The organism is Goodfellowiella coeruleoviolacea, from assembly GCF_024171785.1.
Classification (GTDB): Bacteria; Actinomycetota; Actinomycetes; order Mycobacteriales; family Pseudonocardiaceae; genus Goodfellowiella; species Goodfellowiella coeruleoviolacea.
The window spans coordinates 146,808-163,653 of record NZ_JAMTCK010000015.1 but is presented as its reverse complement, the minus strand read 5'-3'; the positions used below and the strand labels follow the sequence as shown (position 1 = coordinate 163,653).

At 73.4% G+C, this 16,846-nt stretch carries 14 protein-coding genes and 1 pseudogene; 6 read left to right on the top strand and 9 right to left on the bottom strand.

The genetic code is table 11. The features are described from left to right. Positions 1-146: 146 nt before the first annotated feature. The 3 genes and pseudogenes from LX83_RS28650 to LX83_RS28640 all read left to right on the top strand — a co-directional run. The gene (locus LX83_RS28650; RefSeq protein ID WP_253777111.1) at positions 147-635 is read left to right on the top strand and encodes a YbjN domain-containing protein; all 489 of its coding nucleotides are present in this window, start codon (positions 147-149) and stop codon (positions 633-635) included. A 244-nt stretch (positions 636-879) separates the two neighbouring features. Further along, the gene (locus tag LX83_RS28645) at positions 880-1,260 is read left to right on the top strand and encodes a tetratricopeptide repeat protein (RefSeq protein ID WP_253776904.1); all 381 of its coding nucleotides are present in this window, start codon (positions 880-882) and stop codon (positions 1,258-1,260) included. A 28-nt stretch (positions 1,261-1,288) separates the two neighbouring features. Further along, positions 1,289-1,609 (top strand): annotated as a pseudogene (locus LX83_RS28640) (winged helix-turn-helix domain-containing protein); the annotation flags it as partial. Here the strand turns inward: LX83_RS28640 and LX83_RS28635 are convergent. After that, positions 1,594-2,445 (bottom strand): alpha/beta fold hydrolase, encoded by an 852-nt coding sequence (locus LX83_RS28635; protein ID WP_253776902.1) that lies wholly within the window; start codon positions 2,443-2,445, stop codon positions 1,594-1,596. The pseudogene LX83_RS28640 and the gene LX83_RS28635 sit on opposite strands and share 16 nt — an antisense overlap. Positions 2,446-2,544: 99 nt before the next feature. On the opposite strand from LX83_RS28635, the gene LX83_RS28630 reads away from it, so the two are divergent. After that, complete coding sequence (locus tag LX83_RS28630) at positions 2,545-3,102, top strand: PadR family transcriptional regulator (protein WP_253776901.1); 558 nt, start codon at positions 2,545-2,547, stop codon at positions 3,100-3,102. A gap of 23 nt (positions 3,103-3,125) precedes the next feature. On the opposite strand, the gene LX83_RS28625 is transcribed toward LX83_RS28630, so the two are convergent. After that, positions 3,126-4,046 carry an SDR family oxidoreductase gene (locus tag LX83_RS28625; RefSeq protein ID WP_253776899.1) on the bottom strand — a complete coding sequence of 307 codons (921 nt, stop codon included), beginning with the start codon at positions 4,044-4,046 and terminating at the stop codon, positions 3,126-3,128. Between the two features lie 127 nt (positions 4,047-4,173). On the opposite strand from LX83_RS28625, the gene LX83_RS28620 reads away from it, so the two are divergent. Further along, positions 4,174-4,779, top strand: coding sequence for a TetR/AcrR family transcriptional regulator (locus LX83_RS28620; protein WP_253776897.1), 606 nt, complete (start codon positions 4,174-4,176; stop codon positions 4,777-4,779). A gap of 64 nt (positions 4,780-4,843) precedes the next feature. Here LX83_RS28620 and LX83_RS28615 read toward each other — a convergent pair whose 3' ends face one another. Together LX83_RS28615 and LX83_RS28610 are read right to left on the bottom strand one after the other, a co-directional pair. Further along, positions 4,844-5,245: a nucleoside deaminase gene (locus tag LX83_RS28615; protein WP_253776895.1), complete on the bottom strand. Its 402-nt coding sequence runs from the start codon at positions 5,243-5,245 to the stop codon at positions 4,844-4,846. Next, on the bottom strand, positions 5,242-6,084 hold the full coding sequence (locus tag LX83_RS28610) for an LLM class flavin-dependent oxidoreductase (RefSeq protein ID WP_253776893.1): 843 nt from the start codon (positions 6,082-6,084) through the stop codon (positions 5,242-5,244). Before LX83_RS28610 ends, LX83_RS28615 begins: the two co-directional genes overlap by 4 nt. A 93-nt stretch (positions 6,085-6,177) precedes the next feature. On the opposite strand from LX83_RS28610, the gene LX83_RS28605 reads away from it, so the two are divergent. Further along, a complete protein-coding gene (locus LX83_RS28605) occupies positions 6,178-6,642 on the top strand; it encodes an Lrp/AsnC family transcriptional regulator (RefSeq protein ID WP_253776891.1) in 465 nt (154 codons plus the stop codon). Between the two features lie 69 nt (positions 6,643-6,711). Here LX83_RS28605 and LX83_RS28600 read toward each other — a convergent pair whose 3' ends face one another. The 5 genes from LX83_RS28600 to mfd all read right to left on the bottom strand — a co-directional run bounded on the left by LX83_RS28600 (position 6,712) and on the right by mfd (position 16,809). Beyond that, positions 6,712-7,692, bottom strand: a complete 981-nt coding sequence (locus LX83_RS28600; RefSeq protein WP_253776890.1) for a lysozyme family protein — start codon at positions 7,690-7,692, stop codon at positions 6,712-6,714. 69 nt (positions 7,693-7,761) lie between these two features. Beyond that, positions 7,762-10,977, bottom strand: coding sequence for a S41 family peptidase (locus tag LX83_RS28595; RefSeq protein ID WP_253776888.1), 3,216 nt, complete (start codon positions 10,975-10,977; stop codon positions 7,762-7,764). Positions 10,978-11,096: 119 nt separating this feature from the next. After that, positions 11,097-12,104 (bottom strand): MazG family protein, encoded by a 1,008-nt coding sequence (locus tag LX83_RS28590; protein ID WP_253776886.1) that lies wholly within the window; start codon positions 12,102-12,104, stop codon positions 11,097-11,099. After that, positions 12,101-13,036 (bottom strand): SurA N-terminal domain-containing protein, encoded by a 936-nt coding sequence (locus LX83_RS28585; RefSeq protein WP_253776884.1) that lies wholly within the window; start codon positions 13,034-13,036, stop codon positions 12,101-12,103. Before LX83_RS28585 ends, LX83_RS28590 begins: the two co-directional genes overlap by 4 nt. A 140-nt stretch (positions 13,037-13,176) precedes the next feature. Then, a complete protein-coding gene (mfd, locus tag LX83_RS28580) occupies positions 13,177-16,809 on the bottom strand; it encodes a transcription-repair coupling factor (protein ID WP_253776882.1) in 3,633 nt (1,210 codons plus the stop codon). Positions 16,810-16,846: the final 37 nt, after the last annotated feature.

Genomic DNA, 16,846 nt, shown 5'->3' with positions numbered 1-16,846 from the left:
AGCTGTGACACGCACCACTCAAAGGGGTGGACTGCCCTGCTTGGCGCACGACCGCGGCACCCGGTCGGTGGGGGTCAGCACGGCTGCGGCCCGCTCCGGCGGCGAGGATGGAGGACGGATCGAGCGAAGGGAGCCCCGTTGTGAGCATGGGACCGTCCTCGAACTCCGAGATCGGTGGCCAGCCGATGCCGGAGCAGCCCGAGGTGATCATCCCGGACCAGGCGCTGATCAGGGATCTGCTGGAGGAGAACGAGATCGACTACGTCGTCGACGAGGACGGCGACGTGTGCATGGCCCGGAAGGACTTCCGGATCTACTACCTGTTCCAGGACGACGAGCTGTACACGATCCGCACCTTCTACAACCGGCCCTACCCGATCGAGCGCAAGGCCGAGTTGCTGATGGCGGTGGACGAGTGGAACCGGGACACGCTGTGGCCCAAGGTGTACACCCGCACCCTGGACGACGGCACCGTCCGGGTGGTGGGCGAGGCCGCGCTGATCATCAGCGTCGGGGTGACCTACGACCACTTCGTGGGGACCACCGCCAACTGGGTGCAGGCGTCCATGGACTTTGACGAGTGGCTGGTGCAGCGGCTGAACATGCAGGCGAGCGCGGAGAACGACGAGGAGTGAGCCGCGCGCCGGGGTGTGGGCGGGTCCCGCCGTCCACACCCGGCCCGTTTCCGGCAACCGTTCGCTCTCGCCCCCGGTCACCGCACCGGTCGTCCCATTTCGACGGGTCGCAGTGGACGGTCCGCAGTGCACCGGCGAACCGCACCGAACGGTTACCCAGCGTTCGAGCCGGTCATTGTCGCTGGTCGTCCCGCCATCCAGACGGCGGTCGAAAAACCGGGAATGCGTGCGTAGCGTGGAAACAATGAATTCCGACGGCACGTTCGAAGCATTCCGTCGGGCCGAGGCCCTGCTGGCCCAGCGGCGTCCGTTGGACGCACTGCGCGAACTGGGCCCGGTGCTCGACGCGGAGCCCGACGCGAAGAGCGTGCTGCTCCTCGCCGGGCGCGCCTACCTGGGCTCGGCCCAGTTGCGGCGGGCCGAGCAGACGTTCCGGAAACTGCTCGACCGCGACCCCAGCGACCACTACGCCCGGTTCGCGCTCGGCCGAACCCTGCAACGCCAGGGCCGGCTGCCCGAGGCGCAGGCCCAGCTCCGGCTGGCGGCCACCATGCGCCCGTCCCCCGAGTACCAGGAAGCGCTCAACGAGATCACCGTCCGCATCGCGGTGCGCCGCGACCGCTGACCGGCTCCGCCGACCCCCCGGGGGGTGCCGGGCGCTGGGCCGGCGCTCCCGCCCGGCCGCCCCGCCCGTGCTGTGCCGGGCCGGCATCCGGCTGGATCCGGCGCGGCGCCAGGTGGTTCGCGACGGCAGTCCAATTCGACTGTCCAAAGAGGAGTTCGCGGTGCTGGAGGAGCTGCTGCTGGCCGACGGCGCCGTGGTCAGCACCGAGCAGCTGCTGGAACGGGCGTGGGACGAGAACGTCAACCCGTTCAGCAACGTGCTGCGGGTGACCGTCACCGGGCTGCGCCGCCGCCTGGGTGACCCGCCGGTCATCGAGACCGTCACCGGCGTGGGCTACCGCATCCCATGACCGGCCGGCCCCTGCGCGCCCGGCCCGACGCCGGGCAGGCCGGCCAGGAAGCTCCGCACCGCCGCGGCCAGCTGGTCGGGGTGGGTGAGGTACAGGTCGTGGCCGGCGTCGTCGATGGTGACCAGGCGGGTGTTGGGGCGGCGCGCGACCAGGGCCTCGGCCTGGTCGGGTGGGACCACCGGGCTGGCCCCGCCGCGCACCAGCAGCGCCGGCTGGCCGCTGCCGGTCCAGTCGTCCCACCACCGGCCGCACACGGCCCGCTTGGTCTGGTGCACCTCGGCGGCGTCCCAGAGGAAGCCCCAGCCGTGCTCGTCCTCGACCGCGCTCTCGGTGAAGTGCGCCACCTCGCCGAAGACCACGGCTGACGCGATCGCCGCGCGCAGCGCGGCCAGGGTGGGGAACCGCCTGGGCAGGTTGCGGATGGCGGTGTCCTCGGGCACGTCGATCTCCGCCCCGATGTCCACCACGACCACGGCGGCGATCAGGTCCGGCCGCCGGGCCGCCAGTTGGTAGGCGTTGATGCCGCCGAGGGAGTGGCCGAGCACGACGGCCGGTGCGAGCCCCAGCCGCTCGATGGCGCTCGCGGTGTCGTCCAGGTGGGCGTCGCGGCCGTAGTCGCCGGGGTGGTCGGACCGGCCGTGGCCGCGCTGGTCGACCGCGATCACCCGGTGGTCCGGGCCCAACCGGTCGGCGAGCGCGGCGAACGCCCGCGCCCGTCCGTAGGCGCCGTGCAGGGCGAGGATCGGCCGCCCCGGACCGCCGAAGTCCACATAGGACAGCCGGTGTCCCGCCGGCGTGCTCAGGTAGCTGGTCCGCGCTGGCTGGGCTGTGGTCATCACGTGCTCCTCCCGTTGGCCGTGCCGGGTGACTCTAATCGAGTGCACTCGATTAGAGGTAGCTACCATCACCGGTGACACAGAACGGCAGGAGGGTTCGTGCTGACGTTGTGCATCCTCGGGTTCCTCTACGAGCACCCGCTGCACGCCTACGACCTGCGGCAACGCCTCTCCGGGTTGAGCGGGCACATCCGGCCGGTCAGCGACGGCGCGCTGTACCCGGCGCTGAACCGGCTCCAGGCCGCCGGGCACCTCACCAAGCACACCGAACCAGGCGCGGGAGCCACCCCGAGGAACGTGCTGACGCTGACCGACAGCGGCCGGGCCGAACTGCTGCGCCGCCTGCGCGATCCAGCACCGGTCGAGATCACCGACCGGAACTCGTTCCTGACCCTGCTGGCCTTCCTCGGCCACCTGCCCGACCCGGCCGACCAGATCCGGGTGCTGCGGCGGCGACTGGAGTTCATGGACCAGCCGGCGAGCTACTTCTACGAGCAGGGCCGACCACTGCGGGCCCGGGACATGACCGACCGGTTCCGCCGGGGCATGCTGACCCTGGCCGGCGCCACCAGCCGGGCCGACCGGGCCTGGCTGGTGCGCACCATCGCCGAACTGGAGGCCGAACTGGCGGCCACCCCGGACCCGCCGACGCGATGACCGCGAGCGGGCACTGACGCCGGTCAGGCGGCCGGGTCGGCGGTGTAGTGGCCCTTGTCCAGGTCGTCGAGCAGGCCGGGGCCGGTGGGCTGCCAGTCCAGCAGCTCGCGGGTCAGCGCGTTCGAGGCCGGGCTGTCCACCCCGAGGAAGACGCCGAGCCAGCCGAAGTGCCCGCCCGCGTCCTCGGCGGCGACGGACACCACCGGGACGTCGAGCTGCCGGCCGATCACCTCGGCCACGGCACGGATCGCCACGCCCTCCTCGGCGGCCCCGTGCAGCACCGAACCCGCCGGCGCCCGCTCCACGGCCAGACGGAACAGGCGCGCGGCGTCCGACACGTGCACGGCCGGCCAGCGGCTGGCCCCGTCGCCGACGTAACCGGACACGCCCTTGGCGCGGGCGACGCCGGCCAGCTCCGCGATGAAGCCCCGGTCGCCCTCGCCGTGCACGGTCGGCGCGAGGCGCACCACGGACGAGCGGACCCCGCGCTCGGCGAGGGCGACCACCTGCTGAGCCACGCCGTGCCGGCCGCCCGCCGCCTCGGCCAGCTCGGGGCTGGGCTCGGTCCGTTCGGTCGCCACCTGCCCCGGCGCCAGCCCGAGCAGGCCGGAGGCGATGACCAGCGGCCGGTCAGAACCGGCCAGCACCTCACCGAACAGCTCCACGGCGCGCCGGTCCGCGGCCACGGCGCCGGGGAAGTCGCCGGAGAAGGCGATGTCGTGCTTGAACGCCAGGTGGATCACGCCGTCCGAGGCGGCGGCGGCATCGCGCAGGACGTCGAGGTCGTCGAGGCTGCCTCGGCGCACCTCGGCGCCGGCGGCGGTGAGGGCGGCGGCCGAGGCGTCCGAGCGGGCCAGGCCGATGACCTGGTGGCCGGCGCCGATCAGCTCGGGCACCAGGGCGGAACCAATCCAACCGGACGCACCGGTGACGAAAACACGCATGGGAAGAACTCCCGGTGATCGAGGTCGTCCCCGGCGCGGGGAAGCGGGCCGGGCGACTGATGTCAGTAACTGTCATCGCCGAGCCTAGCAGGGCATGTCAGTCGCTGTCATCAACTAGGATCGAACCATGGGTCGATGGGAACCGAACGCGCGGGACCGCCTCGCGCTGGCGGCGCTGGAGCTGTTCGGCGAACGCGGCTACGAACAGACCACGGTGGCCGAGATCGCCGGTCGGGCCGGCCTCACCGAGCGCACGTTCTTCCGGCACTTCGCGGACAAGCGCGAGGTGCTCTTCTCCGGCGGCGTCGACCTGCGGGGCCTGCTGGAGCGCGGCGTCGCCGAGGCGCCGGACACCGCCGGGCCGATCGACGCGGTGGCCGCGGCCCTGACCGCCATCAGCGCCGTCTTCGCGGAGCGCCCCGACTTCGTCCGGCAACGCCATGCCGTGGTCGAGGCCACCCCGGAGCTGCGCGAGCGGGAACTGATCAAGCTCGCCTCGTTCGCCTCGGCCCTCACCGACGCGTTGCGCCAGCGCGGCGTCCCCGCCCTGGCCGCGAGCCTGGCCGCCGAGACGGGCATGGCCGTCTTCCGGATCGCGTTCCAGCGCTGGGCCCAGCAGACCGACCAGAAGACGGACCTGGCCCGGCTCATCCACGACTCACTGGACGAACTCAGGGCCATGACCGCGGGCGCGGCGACCGAGGACCGGGTGGGCCACCGCCCGGGCCGGTAGCGCGATCCACCACGGCGGCACCGCCCCGGCGCCGAGTGGGGCGCTCCCGCCCGGGCCACCCCGGCTACTTCTGGGCGTAGTACCCCTCGACCGGGACCTTCGCCTCCTCGTACAGGTACGGCCCCTCGGTGGGCACCGGGCGGAACCGGCTGGACGTCATCGGCAGCGCGAACACCACGTGCCCGATCCCCGACCGCGCCAACGCACCCGCGCACATCCCGCACGGCTCGCAACTGGTGTACATCGTGGTCCCCGCCGCCGTGGCGGCGTCCAGCTCACGGGCCGCCCAGCGGGCCAGCTTCAGCTCCGGGTGCGCGGTGATGTCGTTGTCGGTGATGCTGGAGTTGCGCTCCTCCGCCAGCACGGTCCCGTCCGGGCCGACCAGCAGCGACCCGAACGGCGGGTTGCCGCCCGCCCGTGCCTCGGCCGCCAGCGCGATCGCCCGCCGCAGGTGTTCCTCGTTCATCCCAATTCCTTTCCAACCCATGCCTCGCGCACCGCGGCCAGCGCGCGCCAGGCGATCTCCGGGTGCGCGGTCCGCTCCGGAGCACCGGCGAACGGGTCCAGCACCACGGCCCGCGCCCCGTCCGCCCGCAACCGCTCCAGGTCGCCGACGACCTGTTCGAGGGTGCCCTCGCCGAGTCTGCGGTCCACGAGCGGCTCGGCGGTCAGCCGCAGCAGCACGCGCGGCGTCAGCTCGGGCAGGGGGCGTGCACGCGCGGTGGCGGCCGCCCGCAGGCGCGCCAGGGACTCCCGCCACCCCTCGGGCGTCAGCCACAGCGGGTGCCAGGCGTCGCCGAGCCGGACCGCGCGCCGCAGCGCGCCGTCGCTGTGCCCGCCCACCCAGATCGGGATGTGCCCCGCGCGGTAACCCGCGTCCCGCCACTCCTCGCGCACCGCGGTGATCAGCTCGTCGGTCAGCTTCCCCCGCTGGTGGAACTCCACGCCCAGCGCCGCGAACTCCTGGCGTGCCCAGCCGACCCCCACCCCGAGCACGAACCGGCCCCCGCTCAGCTCGCTCAGGTTCGCCGCCATCCGCGCGACCAGCAGCGGGTGCCGGTACGGCGCGATCAGCACGGTCGTGCCCAACGTGACCCGCTCGGTCACCCCGGCCAGCCAGGACAGCGTGGTGAACGGCTCGTAGAAGGGCGCCGGATACCGTTCGGCCACGTCGGGCGTCACCACGACGTGGTCGGACACCATCAGCAGGTCGAATCTCAGGCCCTCCACCGTCCGCGCCCAGTCGCGCAGCACGGCCGGGTTGGTACCAGGACCGAAGTTCGGGACGTTCACGCCAAGCAACACGTGATCAAGACTATGACGGCGATTCAGTCAACAGAAGAGAACATTCGCGGCGTTCAGTATCTCCAGCCGTGAATCCCACGGTATTTTCAGGCGATGGCCGAGACTTTGGATACCACCGACTGGGCGATCCTCGCCGAGCTGCAACAGGACGGCCGCGTTCCCATCACCGAACTGGGGCGCCGGGTCAACCTCAGCGCCTCGGCCACCGCCGAACGCGTCAGGCGCCTGGAGAACGCCGGGATCATCACCGGCTACCGCGCCACCGTCGACCTCGACGGAGTGGGCTACGGCGTGCTGGCCGTGGTGCGCCTGAAGTACCCCGGCAACCAGCACCAGCCGCTGCACCGGCTGCTCGCGGAACGCACCGAGATCCTGGAGTGCCTGCGCACCACCGGCGAGGACTGCTACACGCTCAAGGTCGCCGCCACCTCGATGCGGCACCTGGAACAGGTGATCGACGAGCTGACCGCGTTCGGCACCACCACGACCAACATCGTCTACCGCCAGACCCTGCCCTACCGGGGCGTGGGCACCCCGCCAGCCGAGCGCCCCTGCTGACCCGCACCCCGGGCACCCGCTCACCACCCGGGCGGCGCGAGCCGCACCGAGGGGCCAGCCCACCTCGGCTCAGTTGCTGCCGGTGCTGGCCTTGGCGTAGGCGTCGGCGCCGCTGAACACCTTCTGGCCGTACTCCACCGACCGGTTGTACGCCAGCACCGCGTCCCACCAGCCCTGGGGCGTGGTCATGTCGCCACCGCCGGCCGCGCACAGGTAGCGGGCGGCGGTCAGCGCGGCGTCGTCGATGTTCTGCGGGTCGGGCGGGGCGCCGTCGCCACTGGCCCGCGCGCCCCAGCGCTGCCAGGTCGAGGGCAGGAACTGCATCGGGCCGACCGCCCGGTCCCAGGTGGTGTCGCCGTCCAGGGCGCCGCCGTCGGTGTCGGGGATCGCCTTCACCCCGGGCGAACCGTCCAGCGGCACCCCCACGATCGGCGTGGACTCCCGGCCGTCCGCGCCGAGGCTGGCCCCGCCGTACTGGCCGTGGATCGACTCCACCCGGCCGATGCCGGCCAGGGTGCTCCAGCCGATCCGGCAGGCCGGGTCGCGGGCGCGCATCAGCAGTTCGGCCGTGGCGTAGGCGCGGACCGCCCGCACCGGGATGTCCGTGGCGTCGGCCACCCGGTTCACCCACGTGGTGAACGGGTCCGCTGTGGACAGTGGCTGGACCGCGCTTGCCTGCGGCTGGACCCCGCTGGCCCGGGGCTGGGCACTGGTCGAGGCCAGCGGGTCGGGCACGCCGCCCGCCCCGCCCGGCACCACCGATCTCGGCTCGACCTGCTGCTCCGGCACCACGAACCGGGGTTTGCCGGATCCGGCCCGGTCCGCGCCCGGCCGGCTGGCCAGCAGCAGCCCCCAGGCCGCGCCGGCCGCCACCACCAGCAGCACGGCCACCAGCGCCAACCGGCCGACCAGCCGGACCGCCCGCCGCGGTCGACGGGGCGGCCGGTCGGGTGCCGGGTCGGCCGCGGGCACGGCCGCTGGCCCGGACTCGGCGGACGGATCCGCGTCCGGCGTCGGGGTCGGCGACGATGCTGCTGTGGTCCCTGCCACGCCGTCCAGGCTACGGGCTTGATCGGATCGCCCCGGGCGGGGTAACGGTCCTGGTCCGCGCCCGTCCACTCAGGACTCCAGCGGGGGCAGCGGCGGCGGCACCGCGGCCGGGCGCTCGGCCAGCGCCTCCAGCGCCAGCCGCACGGCCGTGTCCAACTGCGGGTCGCGGCCGGCCGCCCGGTCCTGCGGCGTGATCACCACCTCCACGTCCGGCTCGACGCCGTGGTTCTCCATGCTCCAGCCGATGCCCTCGAACCACGGCGCGTACCGCGGCTGGGTGACCGAGGTTCCGTCGATCAGGTGGTAGCGGTTGTCGATGCCGATCACCCCGCCCCAGGTGCGCACCCCCACCACCGGGCCGATGCCCAGCACCTTGATGGCCGCGTTCACCATGTCGCCGTCCGAACCGGAGAACTCGTCGGCCACGGTGATCACCGGGCCGCGCGGCGCGTTCTGCGGGTAGCTGTTCAGCGCGGAGTAGCCGCGCGAGACGTCCCAGCCGATCACCCGCCTGGCCAGCTTCTCCAGCACCAGCTCGGAGGTGTGGCCGCCGCTGTTCTCCCGCACGTCGAACACCAGCGCCTCGCGCTGCAGCTCCACCCGCAGGTCGCGGTGCAGCTGCGCCCAGCCGGCCGCCATCATGTCGGGCACGTGCAGGTAGCCCACCCGGCCCTCGGACAGCCGGTGCACGTGCTCCCGCCGCCCGGCCACCCAGTCGTGGTAGCGCAGCGTCCGCTCACTGGACAGCGGCACGACCACCACCCGGCGCGCCGCGCCCCCGTCGGCCGGCCGCACGGTCAGCTCCACCGGCTTGCCGGCCGTGCCGACCAGCAGCGGCGCCGGCCCGGCCAGCGGGTCCACCGGCCGGCCGTCCACGGCCAGCAGCGCGTCCCCGGCGCGCACCGCCACGCCCGGGGCGGCCAGCGGCGAGCGGGCCGCCGGGTCGGAGGTCTCCCCGGCGATCACCCGGCCGATCCGCCAGGTGCCGTCCGCGTCCCGGATGATGTCCGCGCCGAGCAGGCCCTGCCGGTGGCTGGAGTCCCACCCGGAGTGCGGCGGGCGCACGTACGCGTGCGAGGTGCCCAGCTCGCCCTGCACCTCCCAGAGCAGGTCGATCAGGTCGTCGTGGGTGCCCAGCCGGTCCAGCAGCGGCCGGTAGGCGTCCAGCACGCCGGCCCAGTCCACGCCGCCCATGTCCGGCCGCCAGAAGTTGTCCCGCATCAGCCGGCCGGCCTCGTTGTAGGCCTGGCGCCACTCGGCCAGCGGCTCGACCGTGACCCGCACCCGGGACAGGTCCACGTCCACCCGGTCCTGCGAGTCGTCGCCGTCACCGGAGGCCCGGTCGGCCGGCAGCACCCGCAGCGAACCGCGGTCGCGCACCACCATGCGCTTGCCCTCGCCGGTCACCCACACCTCGTCCACGCCGTCCACCAGCGTTTCCGCCCGCAGCTTGACCAGGTCGAAGCGCTCCAGCACGGACCGGGGGCGGCTGGCGTCCGGGGAGGCCAGGGCGTCCCCGAGCACGCCGGTGGCCGGGTCGCGCAGCCACAGCAGCCCGTCCTTGGCCGCGCGCAGCGACGAGTAGCGGGCCGCGGGCACGGGCAGCGCGATCACCCGGTCGGCCAGCCCGTCCAGGTCGACCACGGTGGCCGAGTCGCCGTCCTTGCCCGATCCGCCGCCCTCGCCGTCGCCGTCGTCCAGGTCCTCGCCGATCGGCCGGCCAAGGCGCAGCGGCGCGAACGGCGACGGGGTGGTCGCGGCCAGCGGCACCAGGTGCGGCCGGCCGCCGGCGGGAAAGGCCAGGTCCAGCACGTAGGCGTCGTAGATCGGGTCGAAGCTGCGCACCGACAGGAACGCCAGGTACTTGCCGTCCAGGGTGAACACCGGGTCGGTGTCGGTGAACCGCAGCTGGGTGACGTCCACCGTGGACAGGCTGCTGACGTTGGCCATCCGGATCTGGCGCAGCGGCTGCGGCCCCGGGTGCGACCAGGCCAGCCAGGCCGAGTCCGGGGAGAAGGCCAGCCCGGACACCTCGGCGTTGTCGCTGCGCACCACCTGGCGGATCTCCCCCGAGTCGATCTCCACCAGCAGCAGCCGGCCGTCGTGGCTGGCCACGGCCACCCGCCGGCCGTCGGGCGAGGCGGCCAGCTCCAGCACCCGGCCCAACTGCCCCACGGCCAGCCGGCGCGGGGTGGCGCCCGCCTCCAGCCCGCCGATCGGGGCCACCTCGATGCCCTCCTCCCCCTCGGCGTCGGTCACCCAGGCGACCTGGTTGGTGTCGCCGAGCACCTGCGGCAGCCGGGCCCGCACTCCGGGCGTCACGGTCAGCGCGCGCACCGGGCCGTCCCGGTGGGTCACCCAGTGGATGGTGCCGCGCACCGCCACCGCGCTGGCCCGGCCGGTCTGGTCGGGTGCCACGTCGTCCAGGTTGCCGCGCACCCACAGCGGGTAGGGCTGCCGGTCGGTGCTCGGCCCGCACAGCCGGACGTCCAGCCGGCGCGGCGCCGCGTCCAACGAGTCGAGCAGCCACAGCTCGCCCCCGCTGTGGTAGACCACGCGGCGGCCGTCGGTGCTCGGGTTGCGCACGTAGAAGCGCTCCTGGCTGGTGTGTTTGCGCAGGTCACTGCCGTCCGGCAGGACCGAGTAGAGGTCACCGGTGCCCTCGTGGTCGGACACGAACACGATCCGGCCGTCGATCCACATCGGCGAGCTGAGCGAGGTGGTCAGGTGCTCCAGGATGCGGTGGAACTCGCCGTCGCCGGTCAGGTCCACCCACAGCTTGATGGCCTGGCCCCCGCGGTAGCGCTTCCACCAGGCCGGGTCGCGGTGGTGGGAGCTGGCCGCGACCACCTCGCCGTCCGGACCGAACGCCACCGAGCTGACCAGCCCGTAGGGCAACCGCTCGGCCGGGCCGCCCGTGGTCGACACGGCATACGCCCAGCTCCGGTCGGTCGCCGCCTGGTTGACCGAGGACACGGCGAGCACCCGCCCGTCCGGCGTCCAGCCGCGCACGGTCGTGACGGAGTCACCCCAGTAGGTGAGCCGACGGCTCGGGCCGCCCTCGGTGGGGGCCACCAGCACCTCGGGTGCCCCGTCCCTGGTGCTCGTCCAGGCGATCTGGCTGCCGTCCGGCGCGAACCTGGGAAAGCGCACCGGAACGTTGTCAGCGGAGACCCGCCAAGCGCGGCCACCATCGAGCGGCGCCAACCAGACGTCGTCCTCGGCGACGAAGGTGACGAGGTCGTCGTGCAGATGGGGAAACCGAAGATAAGCGGATGCGGTCACCCCTCTGACGTTACCGACAATCCGCTGACCCTCTGTACGTCTTGGATCGCTGCGTGCGACACACCGGGTCACGGTTTGGCCGGCACCGCCCCAATGGGCGCAAACCGGCCCTGCTGGGGCTAGCGGGGCCAGAAGCGGCGCCAGTCCGCCGCGGTCATCCCGGCCGGGTCCACCCCGGACCGCCGGGCGGCGGTCTCGGCGGCCCGCACGTTCGCGGCGAACGCGTTGGCCACCGCGCGCAGCTCGTCCTCCGGGTCCTGGCCGGCCAGCTTGGCGGTGGCGGCCAGGTGGAACAGGGCGGCGCCGAGGTCCGCCTCGCCCACCGAGGCGGGCAGCAGGTCGGCGGGCAGGCCGGCGCGGCTGGCCCGCTGCACCAGCTTGGCGGCCAGCGCCACGGCCGGCTGGCCGAGCGCCACACCGTCCACACAGGACTCGCGCTGCTTCTCGACCTGCTTGAGCTGTTCCCAGCGGTGCTCCTGGGTGGCGGCGTCGCGCACGGCCGCGTCGTCGGCGAACACGTGCGGGTGCCGGCCGACCAGCTTGGCCACCAGCCCCTCGGCCACCTCGTCCACGGTGAACGGGTCGTGCTCGTCCTCGGCGGCCACCCGGGCGTGGAACAGCACCTGCAGCAGCACGTCGCCCAGCTCCTCGCGGATGGCCGTGCGGTCGCCCTGCTCGATGGCGTCGAGCAGTTCGTAGGTCTCCTCGACCAGGTACTGGCGCAGCGACTGGTGGGTCTGCTCGGCGTCCCACGGGCAGCCGCCCGGCGAGCGCAGCCGGTCCATCACCGCGACCGCGTCCAGCAGCCGGGTGCCCGGCGGGTCGATCACCCGCAGCACCCGGGCGCCCGCCTTGACCAGCCGGGCCGCGGTCGGCTCGGCCTCATCGGCCGCGATCAGCACCACCGGCACCACGCCGGCCGCGTCCAGCAGCCGGTCGGTGTCCTCGGGCAGCGGCCGCACCCCCAGCGGCAGCCAGGTCTCCTCGGGCAGGTCGCCGGCCAGGAACACCGCGCCGGCCGCGCGCAGCAGCCGCAGCGCGGACGCGGGCAGCACCGGCTCGGTCAGCCGGGTGCCGACCAGCACCACGGCGCAGCCCGCCGCCAGGGGTTCGGTCCGTTCGGTCATGCGCCCGACTTCTCCCGCACCCGGGTCAGGTAGCCGTACTTCTCGTCCTTGCTCGGCGCGGTCTGCAGGAACACCTCGTCCCACACGCCGTAGCGGGGGTTGACCCGCACCCCGAGTTCGTCGGCGATCGGCTGCACCGCGCGCAGGCCGAGCCAGTACAGGACGTTGCTGTTCAACTGGTCGCCGGAGGCACCGGTGCCGGCCGTGATCTCGCGGGACCGCACGTGGGCCACCACCCAGGCGCCGCTGTCCTGGCCCGCCTGGAAGGCCACCACCGAACCGGCGCGCACGCCGTAGATCGGGCTGCCGAGGAACTGCTGGTCCTGCGCGGCGGTCATGGTGACGTCGGTGGCCGAGGGGACGTTCTGCCTGCGGTCCGCCTCGAACACGTCGGCGGCGTGCTCCGGGTCGGCCGCGATCCGGTCGGCCTTGGCCTTCGCCTCCTCCGGACCGTTGGCGATGGTGTAGTCGTAGGTGACGGTGAGCCGGTCCGCGTACCTGCGGCCCAGCTCGGTCAGCAGCAGCTGGTCGGTGGCCTGCTCGTCGCGGAACGCCTGCGCGTCCAGGAACGAGTTCTGCGACTGGATCATCGCCTCGGCGCCGCCGCCCGCCGCGATCAGCTCGTTGAGCTGCTGCTCGTCCACCTTGACGCCGTCGCGCTGGGCGGCCACCGCGACCAGCTCGTGCCGCACCCGGTAGCTCAGGATCTGCTCGGCCACCTGGCCCAACTTGTTCTGCTGCTGCAACTGCTGGCCCTGCTCGGGTTCCCTGGCCAGGTAGTTGTCCAGCCGCTGCTGGACCAGCTCCAGCGGGATGGCCACGTCACCGACGATGGCGGCGGCACCGGGCTGGGACGGGCCGGAACCGCAGCCGGCCAGCAGCAGCGCGGCGGTCACGCCGAGCGCGCCCAGCGCGCCGCGCCGCCGTGTCACCGCGGACGATGTCGAGGAATCCGGCCCGCAGGAATCGGATCCAGTGGAGTCCAGTCCAGAAGAATCCAGTCCAGAAGAGTCCAGTCCAGGAGATTCCAGCCCAGGAGATTCCAACTCAGTCCGCACGGCTGCCTACCCTCTCACGACTTCGTGGCCAAGGACACAGGTGTACCGGTCAGCGAATCAAGGAGTTTGGCACACCAGTCCAACAACTCACGGTCGCGCAGCAGCGGTGCGCCCATTCGGCCCCCGGCCGCTCCTTCGGTCGGGCGAGGCACGGACACGGTGTTGGTGGTGGACTTGTAGACCGCCTTCGGGTAGAGCCGGCGCATCCGCACCAGCTGCGAGTCCTGCAACGGCATGGGCGCGAACCGGATGGTGTTGCCCTGGGTGGCCACCTCGGTGACCCCGTGCCGCCGGCAGCTCTGCCGGAACGCGGCCACCGCCAGCAGGTGGTCCACCGGCCGGGGCGGCTGGCCGTAGCGGTCGACCAGTTCCTCGCGCACCGCGGCCAGCGCGTCCGCGTCCGGTGCCGCCGCGATCTTGCGGTAGGCCTCCAGCCGCAGCCGCTCGCCGGGCACGTAGTCGTGCGGGATGTGCGCGTCGATGGGCAGGTCCACCCGGACCTCGGCCAGTTCCTCGATCTCCTCGGTGGGTGCCATGCCCGGCTTGCCGAACGCCGCCCGGTAGGACTCCACGGCCTCGCCGACCAGCCGCACGTACAGGTCGAAGCCCACGCCGGCGATGTGCCCGGACTGCTCGGCGCCCAGGATGTTGCCGGCGCCCCGGATCTCCAGGTCCTTCATGGCCACGGCCATGCCCGCGCCCAGCTCGGTGTTCTGCGCGATGGTGGCCAGCCGGTCGTGCGCGGTCTCGGTGAGCGGCGCGTCCGGCGGGTACAGGAAGTAGGCGTAGCCGCGTTCCCGGCCCCGGCCCACCCGGCCGCGCAGCTGGTGCAGCTGGGCCAGGCCGAGCAGGTCGCCGCGCTCCACGATCAGCGTGTTGGCGTTGGAGATGTCCAGCCCGGTCTCCACGATCGTGGTGCACACCAGCACGTCGTGCTCGCGTTCCCAGAAGCCCTGGATGATCTTCTCCAGCCGGTCCTCGTTCATCTGGCCGTGCGCGGTGACCACGCGCGCCTCGGGCACCAGCTCGCGGATGCGCCGGGCCGCCTTCTCGATCGAGGACACCCGGTTGTGCACGTAGAACACCTGGCCGTCGCGCAGCAGCTCGCGCCGGATGGCCGCGGCCACCTGCTTGTCGTCGTAGGCGCCGACGTAGGTCAGGATCGGGTGGCGCTCCTCCGGCGGGGTGAGGATGGTGGACATCTCGCGGATGCCGGCCATGCTCATCTCCAGGGTGCGCGGGATCGGCGTCGCCGACATGGTGAGCACGTCCACGTGCGTGCGCAGCGACTTGATGTGCTCCTTGTGCTCCACGCCGAAGCGCTGTTCCTCGTCCACGATGACCAGGCCGAGGTCCTTGTAGCGGATGCCGGTCTGCAGCAGCCGGTGCGTGCCGATCACCACGTCCACCTCGCCGTCGGCGAGCCCGGCGATCACCTGCTCGGACTCACCCGGGTCGGTGAACCGGGACAGGCCCTTGACGGTCACCGGGAACGCCCGCATCCGCTCGGTGAACGTGTTCAGGTGCTGCTGGGCCAGCAGCGTGGTCGGCACCAGCACGGCCACCTGCTTGCCGTCCTGCACCGCCTTGAACGCGGCGCGCACCGCGATCTCGGTCTTGCCGTAGCCGACGTCACCGCAGATCACCCGGTCCATCGGCACCGGGCGTTCCATGTCCCGCTTGACCTCGTCGATGGCGCCGAGCTGGTCGGGTGTCTCGGCGAACGGGAAGGCGTCCTCCAGTTCCCGCTGCCACGGGGTGTCCGGCGCGAACGCGTGACCGGGCGCGGCCTGGCGGGCGGCGTAGAGCTGGACCAGTTCGGCGGCGATCTGCTTGACCGCCTTGCGCGCCTTGGCCTTGGTGTTCTTCCAGTCCGACCCGCCCAGCTTGTTCAGCGTGGGCAGCTCGCCGCCCACGTACCGGGAGACCTCGTCGAGCTGGTCGGTGGGCACGAACAGCCGGTCGCCCGGCTGGCCGCGCTTGCTGGCCGCGTACTCCAGCACCAGGTACTCGCGGGTGGCACCGGCCACGGTGCGCTGCACCATCTCCACGTACTTGCCGATGCCGTGCTGCTCGTGCACCACGTAGTCGCCGGGCTTGAGCGCCAGCGGGTCCACGGCGTTGCGCCGGCGCGAGGGCAGGTTGCGCCGGTCCCGCAGGGACACCGTGGACGTGCCGCCCCGGCCGCCGGTCAGGTCGGTCTCGGTGAGCACCACCAGGGCCAGCCCGGGCAGGGCGAAGCCGTCCTCCAGCGCGCCGCGGACCACGGTGACCAGGCCGGCCTCGGGTGGCTCCGCCAGGCCGCGCTCGGCCAGCCTGGCCGGCACCTCGGCCTCGCGCAGCTGCTCGGCGGCCCGGGAGGCGGTGCCCGCGCCGGGCACCACCAGCACGGCGGCGCCGCCGGCCGCGGTGTGCGCGCGCAGGTCGGTGAAGGCCCTGGCGATGTCGCCCCGGTAGGCCTCGACCGGCTTGAGGTCCAGGCCGATGCTGTCGCCGCCCTCGGCGGTCAGCTGGCTGAGCGTCCACCACGGGTGGTCGCCGGCCTGGGCCGCCTCGGCCACCTCGGCCAGGTCGCGGTAGGCGGACGCGCCCAGGTCGATCGGGGCGTTGCCGCCGCCGGCCGCGGCCATCCAGGACGCCTCAAGGAACTCCTGGCCGGTGCGCACCAGGTCGGCGGCCCTGGCCTGGATCTTCTCCGGCTCGGCCAGCAGCACGTGCGCGCCGGCCGGCAACGCGTCGGTGAGCAGTTGCAGCTCGTCCTCGCACAGCGCGGGGATCAGCGCCTCCATGCCCTCGCACGGCACGCCGCCGGCCAGCTTGTCCAGCATCTCGGCCAGCTGCGCGTCGGCCTGGTGCTGCGGGGCCAGCTCGGCCGCCCTGGCCTTGACCGACTCGGTGAGCAGCAGTTCCCGGCACGGCGGGGCCACGAACCCGGCCACCTCGCCGGGCAGTGAGCGCTGGTCGGCCACGGCGAACGCGCGGATCTCGCTGACCTCGTCGCCCCAGAACTCCACCCGCAGCGGGTGTTCCTCGGTGGGCGGGAACACGTCCAGGATGCCGCCGCGCACGGCGAACTCGCCGCGCTTCTCGACCATGTCCACCCGGGTGTAGGCCAGCTCGACCAGCCGGTCCAGCAGCTCGGCGAAGTCGTGCTCGCCGCCGACGGCCAGCCGCAGCGGGGCCAGCTCGCCCAGGTGCGGCGCCATCGGCTGGATCAGGCTGCGCACGGTGGCCACCACCACGCGCAGCGCGCCGGCCGGGTGCTCCTCGGGGTGGGCCAGCCGGCGCAGCACGGCCAGCCGCCGGCCCACGGTGTCGGCGCGCGGGGACAGCCGCTCGTGCGGCAGCGTCTCCCAGGACGGGAAGGTGGCCACCAGGTCCGGCCCGAGCAGGTCACCGAGCACCGCGCCCAGTTCCTCGGCCTCCCGCCCGGTGGCGGTGACCAGCAGCACCGGCCGGTCCGCGCCCCTGGGATCGGCGAGCGCGGCGGTGACCAGCGCTCTGGCCGCGGGCGGCCCCTGGAGCCGCAGGCTCGTGGTTCCGGCCGCGCTGACCACCCGCCGCAGTGCCGGGTCGGCCAGCGCGGCGCTGAGCAGACCGCCGAGCGGACCGGCGGCGGCGCGGTCGACATCAAGGCCGTGGGTCACGGTTAACCCCCTGGGAGAACGCGGATCACCTGGCGCG

Bases quoted from the DNA above. Each gene is read 5' to 3' on its own strand.
- LX83_RS28620 (WP_253776897.1), top strand. From the start codon at position 4,174: ATGGGTCGATGGGAACCGAACGCGCGGGACCGCCTCGCGCTGGCGGCG.
- LX83_RS28635 (WP_253776902.1), bottom strand. From the start codon at position 2,445: ATGACCACAGCCCAGCCAGCGCGGACCAGCTACCTGAGCACGCCGGCG.
- LX83_RS28650 (WP_253777111.1), top strand. From the start codon at position 147: ATGGGACCGTCCTCGAACTCCGAGATCGGTGGCCAGCCGATGCCGGAG.
- LX83_RS28605 (WP_253776891.1), top strand. From the start codon at position 6,178: ATGGCCGAGACTTTGGATACCACCGACTGGGCGATCCTCGCCGAGCTG.
- LX83_RS28645 (WP_253776904.1), top strand. From the start codon at position 880: ATGAATTCCGACGGCACGTTCGAAGCATTCCGTCGGGCCGAGGCCCTG.
- LX83_RS28615 (WP_253776895.1), bottom strand. From the start codon at position 5,245: ATGAACGAGGAACACCTGCGGCGGGCGATCGCGCTGGCGGCCGAGGCA.
- LX83_RS28590 (WP_253776886.1), bottom strand. From the start codon at position 12,104: ATGACCGAACGGACCGAACCCCTGGCGGCGGGCTGCGCCGTGGTGCTG.
- LX83_RS28625 (WP_253776899.1), bottom strand. From the start codon at position 4,046: ATGCGTGTTTTCGTCACCGGTGCGTCCGGTTGGATTGGTTCCGCCCTG.